We start from the raw sequence: 11,927 nt of genomic DNA, 5'->3' as shown, positions 1-11,927 counted from the left end.
ATAACTATCCTTTATTAATTACTTAACAAAACTAGATGACGTACCCTATATTGTACCTCGTATGTATCATCCACTAACTTTTGATATTGATTTTTCAACTCTAACTGGTATTTGGTTGAGTTAATAACTCTAGATTGTATTTCAAATAAGTCCGCTAATTTAAAATCTGGCCATTTCTGATTTAGTTCTTTATATGCTAATGCTAAAAAGTCTGTATTTAAGGGCCAGTCAAAATTATCAACCCATCTAGCCAAGCGTTGAGAGTACTGTAATTTTTGAGCTGCTTCCTTACTGATACTCTCGGAGAGCAGTACTTTCTCACTATTGTCGGGGGCATAGTTCTGGACTCGCGCAGCTAGCTCATTGAAGGCAACATTCAAAAATGATGGAGATTTTTCCGTACGAAAGGGTGCTATTCTATATAGAGTTGGGCACTGAATTGACATGCCTAAAGGCTTTAGGTCAGATATATCAATAAATTTGTTCCGCAGATCACTCCCAAGGGTTTTTTCATAGGCCCCTAAGAGAACTGAATATGCATGGTCGATTGCACTGTGCTCATGTAATGATTGTTCTGTTTTTTGGAGGTAGATACTTACTTGGTTAGCGACTTGTTTAATTGGTGAAAACAGGTCTAGATATTGTACTTCATAACTCAACATCAAGTATGCGCGGCTTGTATCATTTACTGTATTGAAAAAAGAACGGAAATATTCCAAAGTAAGAAAAATTCCATCACCTTCTTCATAACGAGTATGCTTATCAAGGAACAACTTTAACGGGTCTATTTCTCGCTGATATAATTTAGCTGCCATGCTGAAAGATTCTCGCTTCACATCCAGTTGAGAAAAGCCTTGAGGATCTGCTGTAGCTGCTTTTTCAAATTCAATACCGACATTTTGAAGTTTTGCAATATTTGCTCGAATCTTTCCTAGTAAATCGCTTACACGATATACCAAATCGTCAACCCACTCTAGGTAATCATCTGTTCCAAGTATAGTACTTAACTTACCACGTTGAACCTGTCGCATCAAAGACCATAGTGGTGTCATGGCTGCATTTAATGACACTTTTGTTAAGGGACGGTACAAGCTTACTCGGCATAATCGGAATACTTCAAATACGCTTGTGTTGAATAATAACTTGGTAACTCCATCAACGTTACGACGATCATTAATTATTCGAGCTTGTAGTAGATTGTCTATATTAAACAATAAGCTCACTTCATTTGCTTGTTCATTAGGTAGTTGTTCCTTTAATGCTATTACGAATGAATAAAATACTGTTTCAGGGATTGCCCCAGCATGATTTATGTCGGCAAATTCTATAGCTTTGAACATCACCTCTCGGTAGCGCAGCAATCGCTGAAGAGTTTCTAGTGTGCTAAATTGTTTATTCGTGATTTTACTCGCCACTATGCCTCCAAAAAGTGAAGTTGAGTTTCATGCTTACGAATAAACTCTGGCTCGGGTGAAAAGCATGTTTTAACACGTTTTAAATCATAAGGTTCAGCTGTACTCATCTCATCCATGAATAGGTATTGCCCAAATGCATCTATCAGATCCGCGCTTTTTCCATGAGTGGTTGCACCGATAAGTATGTGACCCTTTTCGTTGAGAATTTTTATGAGTGGTGGAATTTGTTCGGTACTGATTGTGCCAACTTCATCTAAGATCAATGGAAATGAAATAGTGCAGATATCATCGCATAACTTTTGAATGAATATTTCAGCAAAGTGCATATTAATCAGAATTTGTGTTGAAGTTGATTGTGCTTTTTCATCCCAAATTTCACCAGGTTTTTTGATCGTGTAGCTTACTCGCTTGATAATGTTTTCCATACGCAATTTGCCATCAATGCTATTCACTGCATCAGAATGTAAAAACTCCTGTAGTCTGGCATACCAGTTTGTAGGCAAAGTTGCAGCTGAATTCAAATCATCAAATTCTCGCCAACCTAAGACTAAGTCATCAAAGGAGCCATTAAGTACAACTTTAAGTTTGACAGCCTCTAAGTCATTTATCTTTGCTTTGGCTAGTTCTTCATTAATGCTCTGAACTGCTTGCTCTATTTTTATTTTTGTTTTGTCCAAACGCTCCAAACGATTACGCAAGTAGCTATTGTGCAATGCAGTATCTTTTTCAAGTTGGCTTTGAGATTGGTCAAGAGTTTGGAATTTTATGGCTAAAGCATCGAAACTCTTGCTAATTGACGAGTTTGAGCGATTGTTTTCCATGATCCCATATTCATCTTTTAATATTCCTTTTACACAAAACTGTAATAGCTGATTATAAACAGCTTCTCTTGCTTCTTTGCTTCGCTCTAGTTTTTGAGCAAAGGTTTGAAGCTCTCCGATAAATGGAATTTGACTTTTTTCTGGAGATTCATTGGGCTTAAGTGACTTTGTAAGATTTTTTACTCGTGGAAAACGCAAACAATCATTCACTATACTTTCATTTAGTAATGCAATGTCTTTACAGAACTTGTTCGCGGCTTCTCGCTCAGATTCTGCATTATCATATCCTTGACGTGAATTATGGAGGACTTTAAGTTTTTTTTCTTTTTCAATTTTTTGGATATCTTTAATCTTGTGTAACTTTTCTAATTCCTCTTGGACTTCATTTCTTCGTTGAAATGAAAATTCAAAGTTATTAAGTATACTCAAGTCCTCTTTAGTTAGAGCAATTTCTTTCTGAGCCCTTGATACCTCTGATGCATTATGTAAGGTAGGGTTATCATTGAAGCGTAAGAGTTCCTTTTCCTCATTGATATAGTCTTTAAGTTGACCATCACAGTCAATAATTTGTTCACTGATTGAAAGTTCAGCATTATAAGCATTAATGTCAATATTTTCGTCAAAAAACTGAAGATTGACTGTATTCATAGTAAATAGCTGAAGAAACTTGGAAATCGAATACTTCTCATCTTCATGGAGTAAACGTCGTGGGTTTGCATTAACTAATAATGGATTAATTGCATACAGCTTCCTAACTTCGCTTTCGGTCAATTGCGCTTTGATAGCTAAAGCTTGGTTATCTTCTCGTTCTTTTAGCTTTTTAAGAGTGTCAGTTTTCTGTTTGATAAGTATTTTAAGTTTATCTAACCTAACCTTTCGTGCATTTGCATCTGCATACTGATTTAACTTTTCTTCTCTGTCTTGGAGGTGCTCTTCTAAAGCTCCTATGACTTCAGGTGTTGAAAGCCCTACATATGGTTGACATATAAGCTTGCATTTTTCTAAAGTTGACTCGCGTTGTTTTAGCTCTTTTTCATACTTATAGATATCATGGCAAGTCATTCTAAGTTCATTTTCGCTCTCCTTTAACAGCTTATCAGCTTCTTCATAGGCTGATTTTAGAGGAGTAACTTTCTGACAGAAAAAATGATGTCTTTGTTCATAGTGTTGCCTTAATGCGTCAACATTTACCATTAGCTGAGCGTAATCAAGTTCGTGTGTTTGTTGTGCTTTTTGAGTTTCAAATTCGTTGTTTAACTCTTCGAAAGCAGAAATATTGACTTTTAGCTGGTCTAATTCAGCGCGCTCGTTCTTCAACCGTTCATGATCATAAATAAGCTGTTTTACATCTATTTCCAGAGGCAGGGAGCCTTGTTCTTGAGAGTCAATAACTGTCGCCGTCATCAATTGTAATGACTTGCTATCTTGGTTAAAAAGCAGTTTCACGAGCGCTCTAAGTGATTCAATTGAATTTTTTGATAAATCATGTAGAGGATAAATTACAAATGGGCAATCATTAGGATGCAAAACATCTACTTGATATAGTTGTTTTTTGAGTTCATCTATATTTCTGATGAGTGTCGTAGCTTTGTTGATTTCTTTTAACGCACTTAGCAGGTTGTCTCCAGGCAACAAGTCAGGTCTTCCGCCACTAACTCCTTTTGACTTGTCCCAAAACAAGTGCAAAATATCCTCAAATGGAGACGCTATAAAAAATCGGTTGAGTTTGTAGTTGTTACCAGCAGAAATTATCTGGCAATGACGTCTTGTACCGCCTCCAATAAGCTTGTGCTCTACTTCTAAGATCAACTTACTATGAGTCGATTGAAAGTAATAGTTTTTCACTTCATCTTTAGTATAGTATTCTTGTTCTGTTGAGCTTTCAGGAGTTTTAAAGGCAAACTTTTTATCGCAATCATTTAAATTAAGCTCAGGAAGTAAGAAGAAGCGTACTGCATTTACTATGCTAGTTTTACCCCAGTTGCCCGTCGCTAATAAGACGAGGTTATTATCCAATGGCACCTCGACATAAGCAAATGAAGCAGAGTCAATAGCGATTATTCGTTTTAAGTTTACAGAGAACCTATTATTCATATTCTTCTCCTAAAAAGATTTCTTGTTCAATAAAACCTAACCCTTTAGAAAACAAAGAAGACAGTTCGGTAAATTTCCAATGCTCCGCTTTATCTAGCGCATTTATAAACTTTTTTTGCTTGTCAGGCTTTTGACAATACTCGTAGTAACAAGCTAGATCAGAAGGCATCGTGAATATGATTTTGTTGCCGAGTTTTTTATATAATGTTTCAAAAATTTCTAACCCTGCAAGATCATAGTCTGGGCAGTAATATATTCTTTCAAATAGTGATAAAAAGCGCTGTGTTTGTTTATGAGTAATAGCGTTACCTGAAGAAAAGATAATGAGTGCTTCGTGACTTATATCTTCAAGCTCCATAGCTACCAGAAAATCTTCACAAAATGTAAAGCAGTCACTGTTCTCAATAAGAATAATAGGGGTTAAATAGTCAAAACTAGACATCTCTTCAGGAGCTTTTTCAGGTGAACATTTGATGCCGATATGAACCTGAGCTGTTGCTCCAAATTTTGCGATTAGGTATGTCGAATTTGTGCTATGGCGATGAGAGTTACCTTGTTTAGCAGCGTGTATTCGTGAGCGGCTAGGTGTGTGTTTTTCATACAGCTGCTCGAAAAGTTCTAAACTTGAAATGTGTATAAAATATCGTTCAGCTCTTACAAATTCAGCAACACCCAGAGAATCAAAGTTTATATTCTCATTTTTAAGCAGCGTTATAAAACGCGCTGCGTTTATTGTTCTTCCTGACTTTATAGCTTTTAAATATGGATATAAACTCATCTTATACCTCAGGGAAATAATATTCTTTGATGTCGTCGCTATTGAGAACGACCAAGGGAAAAGTTTTACCAGAAACTTCTGCTGGGTACTTAGCTATCCTGTAATATTGAAGTGTATAATCAACCAAAGCCGCTCGAGTACGTATTCTAAATGGCTTATCATGACCAAAGTCATTAAGTACTAGAGTTTGCTCTTCTTGAGTTAATTCAGGATGAGGGCCTATTTTAATCTCTGCAAAAGTAAACCAGTTATTGTCTTGCTGGAAGTTGATGTTGGACTTTCCTTTAAGCTCCAGCTTCATGATTCTACCTAAGTTAAAGTCAGAAAAACGTTTCCTTATATGACAATAAGCCCGACAATGCCAACGCAAACCATCATTAGCTATCGCGAATGGCGTAACTAGACGGCTTTTACCTTTGGGTTCAGAACGACTTCGATAATCAATTAATACTTCTTTTTTCATCCGTATTGCTTTGAAAAGCAGCCTAGTAATTTCTGGTTTTGGGCACTGTATAGCCGCTAGTGTTTTGGAGAAAGATGATGGGCCGTACGTTTCTGTTACGTATTTATTTGGATTACTTGATATGAAATCTATAAAATCGGACCATGCCAGCTGGGTATATCTTGGAATAAATTTAGCGGTCGGAATGAAGAGCTTTTCTGGATCTTTACCATCTATTAGACGTCAACTAACTTGTCCGGTCGGCGTCAATTAACTTGGCCGGTATTTGAGTTTAGTTTCATTGCTTGTTTTTTACGGTAACTTTCACCTTGTATTTGATAGATATTACTATGGTGAACAAGTCTGTCTATAGCGGCAACTGTCATCATGTTGTCACCGAATATGTTATCCCATTCACTGAAGGCTTGATTGGATGTGATCAACAAACTACCTCGTTCATATCGATGAGCAATCAATTCAAACAATACCTGACTCTCACTATCAGTCTTTTTCACGTAGCCGATATCGTCCAAAATCAATAGCTCATATTTATCAAGTTTTCTTAGGGCATCATTTAAACCCAGCGTTTCTTTCGCGCGTTGAAGTTCTTGAACAATAGCCGTACTAGTACTGAATTTAACGCGCACTGCTTTTTCAAGTAATGAGTAGCCAATAGCGCAAGCTAAGTGAGTTTTCCCTAAACCACTAGCGCCAAACAATAAGATATTATGGCCCTGTCTAAGCCAATCAATCTGACTAACTTTTTGTTTGATTTGCAGTGACGTAACTCCTTCTACTTCGTCAAAGTTATATTGATGAAGCTGCTTACCTACGGGTAATTTACTTTCTTTAAGTAACCGTTTTAATCGACTTTCATGACGATGATTAGCTTCAAGCTCACATAGCTCGGCAAGGAATAACTCTGGCTCCCACTCCTGTGAAACAGCCTTTTGGGCAAGAGCCTCCCATTCTTTGGCTATCGCACTTAAGCGCAGCTCTTTGAGTAATATTGGTAAGCTTTGAACATTAGCCATGTAACCCTCCAAGTAAACTATCGTAATCACTTATTTTGTGTTGATGACTGACAATATTTGGTATGACGACCGTGCTAGGACCAAACAATTTACGGCACATATCAATGGTTATACGCTTACCTTGCTCGTGGTTTTTCAAGACATAACGACCAAGAGCCTGCTCGCAATTATAATTATGAGCGAGTAACAATAGCTCAACCATATAACGACAGTCTTTATCGCTGACATGCTCAGATGTTAACTGCTGCCACAATAAACTGAAATCACCTTCTGGGATCAAGTCTTCTCGTAACTGCGAGTATTTAAACGCATTAGGCTTTTTCGCCAGTGAGTGGATCACATGTTTATAATCTACTGCGCGTGATCTTAGATGTCCTTGAGCATAGACTCTGGTTAGGAATAACGTCTTTTCATGACCAAGAAATAAATCCAGCCGGGTATCATAAATGTGTACCAGTAATCGATAACCAATCAGTCTGGAAGGTACGGTATACGTCACGCGTTTAACACTGATGGTACTGCTTGATGTGACTTTAACGTATTGCTCGCAGAAGTCGTTGGTGCGACGTTTAGGCAAATCATTTAAATGTTTTCGTTCTTCATCAAATCGAGTTTTGCATTGGCGATTAATTTTGGCGACAATTACATCAAGAAACGATTGGTACTCGGTAATTGTCGCGAAATCTCGACTGCCACGTAATCGTAACTGCTGATCTACTTTTCGTTTTAAATGACTATGCGCTACTTCAATCGCCCCATTTTCGTGAGCCACACCTTTATTGTTACGCGTCGCAACGACGCTATAGTGAGCACATAGCTTTTGATAACGTTCAGTTAACGTTTCCTGTTCATAGTGGTTATTAAATGCAGCACTTAAGCTATCGGTTCGGTGTGTTTGTGGTACACCACCACTACGCCAAAATGCATTTTGTAAACCAGTAGAAAGTGATTCGAAGCTTTCACCACAAAAGACAAGTTGAACATATGTCCAGCCACTAAACACTAATTTGTAATGAAAGAGCTTATGAGAGAATACTTGGCCTGCAATGGATATTTCAAGTTTGTTCATCCAAGTATAATCAGATATTCCCATAAATCCGGGCATGTACTTTTGACGAAAGATAACTTCTTGCTCTGGCCCTTCAGTTGCTAACCACTTTTTGACTCGACGCTGTAACGTACGTAAATGGTTGTGACCAAACTTACCTGGCATGAGGGTATCGAGCTGATCTAATAACGTTATAGGTTGAAGCTTAGGATCTGCTTTGAGTAATGGCACTAGATGTTCTTCAAACGCACCATCAAATGGGTCTTTGCGTGTTCGATAGATTCTGGGGGTATTTTCTGTTGAATGTTGACCTGAGTCGATGCGCCGAGCCGTACGCTCTGACATACCAGACTGAGCTGCGGCTGTTGTTTGTTTATGATCCTTACGATAAGACATATATAAATTAACCTGTTGCTTGGTTATGGGTTTTCCAGACATATCTTTCTCTGTTGAATTTGATATATCTGAAGTGTACCAAAACCGGTCAACCTAATTGTCGCGACTCGGCCAAGCTAATTGTCGCCTAATAACCATCAAAAATTAAACTCTCAGGGTGAGTTTGCCGATATAAAAGAATTGCTTTTGACATCACATTTAAATGCATACCGAAAAAATGAGATAAACGCGTAGCATTTGTACCACCTTCCCAGTAAAGCATGTATTCAAGTGCTTTAAACCTTTCAATTTGCTGATTAGAAAATTCTTTCATATTTACTTACTCTTCACACATAATTTGTATGTATATTATTTGTATATACAATTTTTGTGCATACGATATTGTGTTTATTTTTTGAGCTTGTAAAGTTGTTTTTATAATTATTTACAACGGCATTCGTAACTATATGTATTGCTTTAGTTTTAATGAACTTAAAAAATTAAGCTATCAGAGTATTTATAAACAGATATCGATTATTAAAAGAAATGGTAATCGATTTATTTGAATTAAAATGCATTCAGATTGAATTCATTAATCAGCTTACAACAGCCCTTTAGTTAAGCGTTAATGTACAGCTTTGAGCTAAAATAAGTGTGGTAAACTCAGAGAGATATCTTTAGTCAAAAACTAAAGATAATAAAAGAAGTCCATTAAAATAAAAGTATAAGGTTGTAATTTTTCAAGAAATGTAATTTAACCTAAATTGTTACTACCTAAGACTCAAGACACAAATATTTAAATCATAATTCATCAATCTGAGATAGACAGCAGACGAAGTTGGATAAAGCCCGTATAATTAGTGCATGGTCGACGCTATAGATCACAGAGATATTATGGGGGCAGTACACTCTACAAAGGATTATAGGTAAGCAGAGAAAGTATTTGACATAGGGACTGGAAAGTCTATAATTATGCCTAACAACACCCGCGACTTTCGCTTGGCTATGCCTTGTCGACGTCTGCGGGTTTTTCCGTTTTAGGGATAAAGTAAATGGCTAAGAAGCCTAACAAAAAAGTCTATGATAAGCCATATAAGCAGCCAAGAGCCTTAGTGCAGCATCTTAAAAATAAAGGCTTGAACTTTACTACGCCAGAAAATGAAGCTCAAGCTGAAGATGTTCTCTCTAAAGTTAATTACTACCGATTCAAGTCTTACTTGTTGCCATATCTTGATTTAGACTCGGATCGTTTCAAACCGGGTTCAGAGTTCGCATATGGATTGGCACTATATGACTTTGACAGTGAGTTACGCACCCTTTGTAATAAGTTCCTTTTGAAGCTGGAAGTAAAACTGCGTAGCCAGTTAGATCAGATGCTGACAGCCCATACCAAAAATCCATTTTGGTATCTTTCAAACGATTATTTCTCCCGTTCTGTTGATTATGTTCGAAGTAAAATTGAGAAAGACATGAAGCGAAGTCACGATGAATTTGCTATGCACTATCGATCAAAATACAGAAGCAACACTTCGTATTATCAAGATCTACCACCATTTTGGATTGCTGCGGAGCTAACCACTTTTGGGATGCTTACAGACTTATGCATGAATTTGAACAAAGAAAAAATTGGTCCTCAGAGAGACAATCCACTCGATAAGCTAGCAGTTCAATTTGGCGCTACCAACTGGAAGGAGCTTCGATCATGGTTGCCATTGGTGAAAGAGATCAGAAACTGTTGCTCGCACAGTAGTCGTACATGGAATCGGAACTATAGACTACCGAGTGGGTTTGTAGACCATGAAAATAAAGTTATACCTCCTCGCTTGACTATGCCCCCTACAATGAAAAATAAGATTTATTTGGGACTTTTGGTTATTTACTTAATGACTAAACACAATCTAATAAATGGGAGTTGTTTTAAACAAGATTTTCAACAGCTACTGATTAAATTCAACCATATCCCAGATCTCCTTCACAGGATGGGAATACCATCTGAATGGGAGCAGGAGCCTGTTTGGCAATAGTTTTAGTGAACTGAATTATGAAATTTATAATCTTCACATTATCCAAACGATAGAGCTATCATTTTATAGTTATTATCATTCTCACTCTTAAGAAATAACTTACTTCATTACTTACTACTACAACATAAAACTGCAACAATAGAGTTATTTTGTCTTTGGATCTTTTTTATCTGTACCTTTCGTCCATACTCCCATTCATCTACAGGATCACTTTCACTCCAGTCTCGGATTATATTTTCATATGAGGGTGAACAATAAACTCTCTCACCTTAGAGTGATCGCTTCATTTTATTAATGCCTCAAATTATTTAAGGTTGAATTTTTAACCAAGCACCCCATTGATACTAAGTGTAACTTGGATTGCACACTCAATAATTATTATATTGTAAGGAAATTTAATGGCTATATATATAAAACCTAGTGAAGAGGTTGGTAGAGATGGAGGCTCATTTCAAGAGTGCACTATGGATACCGTTAATCATAGAATTGTTCAAGAGCATGGTAGATACTGTACTATAAGAGACAATGAAAAGGCTCCCCCAACGAGTAAACCTCAGAGGCACTGGGTCCAAATATTTAGAACACCTGATAATACAGAGTAATTAAAACACCAAATTTAATATTGAAGGTTAAAGAAAGTTATAAAATATTACGAACTTTAAACTTCAATATTTAATTTAAACTTTAAAGATAAATGCTTATTTATCATTATATCGCCACACTTTTAATTGAACGTTATCTTTATTAATTATCGTTTCATATTATATTAGACGCGAATACACATCCGTAGGTAAGAAGTACATTTTCGCGTTTTCATGGTAGTAATATGCACCCTCTAATTCTAGAATGTTCTCCTTCCTTGGATATCTGATAAGCACGTTATGCAAGGAGTAAAGTACAGCATAAATCAACTCTATTTTTTCACTTTCGGTTAAGGTTTTTTGCTGATACAAAGCTATTAATATCTGGTCACAATGCTTTCTTAATATTTTACTTTTTATAGTTTGAATATGTTTACGATCTATCTCAATCTCGCAATAGTACGCTTCATTTAGATGACAAATAAAGCCAGATATTGCGGCTGTTTGCCCTATCTTTAAAGCAAGGTAATTATTGAGTTGCGTTTGGGTTGGTAAAACGATTTTAGTTTGGGAGCTCATTAAATCAATCGCGGGTTGTAAGGCTAACCGAATGGATTTGATGGATGTCTTTCCATCATTGTACTTACGTTTTAAATGTTTGTAATAACTATCAATACATGGAATAGGGTTTTGTAATTTATTAAACAAGGCTTGAATTTTATCTGTTTCAGCTATTTCTGCTTTTAATTTTTCATCAATAACTAATAGGTTGTTATCAATTAGCCAGCGTAATACTGTCAAGTGATGGCGTAATCCATTAGGCCTAAAATATGTGAGTAATACACTATAGTCAGGGATTTTTCTCCAGTTATCGTCACATGTTATGAAAAAAGATACATGTGAATTAGATTTATGAAGAGCTAAACTCACTCCAAACTTATCTATGCACCAAAAAATAAACTTTTTATAAGCAGTTATTATCTCTTTATTGTGGAATAAACGGGTATTTATGCGAATTAGCTTAAATAAGAGCGTACGTTTTGTACATGTAGAGCAAATTTTACCATAGCCTGATGGCATTTCATTTTTGCATCTGGAGCAAGCTGAGAGTAATACGTTATTGCACTTTATACATAGCTGTTTTCTTTTGTTGTCAATCTTGCGATAACGTTTACAGTTTTTGCAGGTTGCAAAGCTATATTTCCTATAGCAAGATAAGCAGAGAAGTTGATTATGGTTTGCCAACGGGGATCTGCTAACATTACGAGAAAGTTTGCCACATTCAGCACACTCTTTCCTTTCACGAAAGTATAAA

9 protein-coding genes are annotated in these 11,927 nt (G+C 36.5%); 1 reads left to right on the top strand and 8 read right to left on the bottom strand.

Annotated elements, in window-relative coordinates; genetic code table 11:
- Nucleotides 1-14 precede the first annotated feature (14 nt).
- The 7 genes from CIK86_RS12625 to CIK86_RS12595 form a co-directional block, all read right to left on the bottom strand.
- Nucleotides 15-1,415 (bottom strand): hypothetical protein, encoded by a 1,401-nt coding sequence (locus tag CIK86_RS12625; protein WP_086994781.1) that lies wholly within the window; start codon nucleotides 1,413-1,415, stop codon nucleotides 15-17.
- Complete coding sequence (locus tag CIK86_RS12620) at nucleotides 1,415-4,330, bottom strand: hypothetical protein (RefSeq protein WP_086994778.1); 2,916 nt, start codon at nucleotides 4,328-4,330, stop codon at nucleotides 1,415-1,417. Before CIK86_RS12620 ends, CIK86_RS12625 begins: the two co-directional genes overlap by 1 nt.
- A complete protein-coding gene (locus CIK86_RS12615) occupies nucleotides 4,323-5,108 on the bottom strand; it encodes a Wadjet anti-phage system protein JetD domain-containing protein (RefSeq protein WP_086994775.1) in 786 nt (261 codons plus the stop codon). The genes CIK86_RS12620 and CIK86_RS12615 overlap by 8 nt, the downstream gene beginning before the upstream one ends.
- 1 nt (nucleotide 5,109) lies before the next feature.
- Nucleotides 5,110-5,592, bottom strand: a complete 483-nt coding sequence (locus CIK86_RS12610; protein ID WP_254910721.1) for a WYL domain-containing protein — start codon at nucleotides 5,590-5,592, stop codon at nucleotides 5,110-5,112.
- A 224-nt stretch (nucleotides 5,593-5,816) separates the two neighbouring features.
- Entirely contained in the window at nucleotides 5,817-6,584 is a 768-nt protein-coding gene (gene istB, locus CIK86_RS12605; RefSeq protein ID WP_086996779.1) for an IS21-like element helper ATPase IstB, read from the bottom strand.
- Nucleotides 6,577-8,070, bottom strand: a complete 1,494-nt coding sequence (istA, locus tag CIK86_RS12600; RefSeq protein WP_086996774.1) for an IS21 family transposase — start codon at nucleotides 8,068-8,070, stop codon at nucleotides 6,577-6,579. Before istA ends, istB begins: the two co-directional genes overlap by 8 nt.
- Before the next feature lie 85 nt (nucleotides 8,071-8,155).
- Entirely contained in the window at nucleotides 8,156-8,341 is a 186-nt protein-coding gene (locus CIK86_RS12595; protein WP_086993678.1) for a hypothetical protein, read from the bottom strand.
- A gap of 718 nt (nucleotides 8,342-9,059) precedes the next feature.
- On the opposite strand from CIK86_RS12595, the gene CIK86_RS12590 reads away from it, so the two are divergent.
- On the top strand, nucleotides 9,060-10,031 hold the full coding sequence (locus CIK86_RS12590; RefSeq protein WP_086993680.1) for an Abi family protein: 972 nt from the start codon (nucleotides 9,060-9,062) through the stop codon (nucleotides 10,029-10,031).
- A gap of 761 nt (nucleotides 10,032-10,792) precedes the next feature.
- On the opposite strand, the gene CIK86_RS19305 is transcribed toward CIK86_RS12590, so the two are convergent.
- On the bottom strand, nucleotides 10,793-11,692 hold the full coding sequence (locus tag CIK86_RS19305) for a hypothetical protein (RefSeq protein ID WP_217896469.1): 900 nt from the start codon (nucleotides 11,690-11,692) through the stop codon (nucleotides 10,793-10,795).
- Between the last annotated feature and the right edge of the window lie 235 nt (nucleotides 11,693-11,927).

Source organism: Pseudoalteromonas sp. JB197, assembly GCF_002332205.1.
GTDB classification, from domain to species: domain Bacteria; phylum Pseudomonadota; class Gammaproteobacteria; order Enterobacterales; family Alteromonadaceae; genus Pseudoalteromonas; species Pseudoalteromonas nigrifaciens.
This window is presented reverse-complemented; position numbering and strand designations above follow the sequence as displayed.

Coding starts and splice junctions, on each gene's coding strand:
- CIK86_RS12620 (WP_086994778.1), bottom strand. CDS start 4,330: ATGAATAATAGGTTCTCTGTAAACTTAAAACGAATAATCGCTATTGAC.
- CIK86_RS12615 (WP_086994775.1), bottom strand. CDS start 5,108: ATGAGTTTATATCCATATTTAAAAGCTATAAAGTCAGGAAGAACAATA.
- istB (WP_086996779.1), bottom strand. CDS start 6,584: ATGGCTAATGTTCAAAGCTTACCAATATTACTCAAAGAGCTGCGCTTA.
- istA (WP_086996774.1), bottom strand. CDS start 8,070: ATGTCTGGAAAACCCATAACCAAGCAACAGGTTAATTTATATATGTCT.
- CIK86_RS12595 (WP_086993678.1), bottom strand. CDS start 8,341: ATGAAAGAATTTTCTAATCAGCAAATTGAAAGGTTTAAAGCACTTGAA.
- CIK86_RS12590 (WP_086993680.1), top strand. CDS start 9,060: ATGGCTAAGAAGCCTAACAAAAAAGTCTATGATAAGCCATATAAGCAG.
- CIK86_RS19305 (WP_217896469.1), bottom strand. CDS start 11,692: ATGCCATCAGGCTATGGTAAAATTTGCTCTACATGTACAAAACGTACG.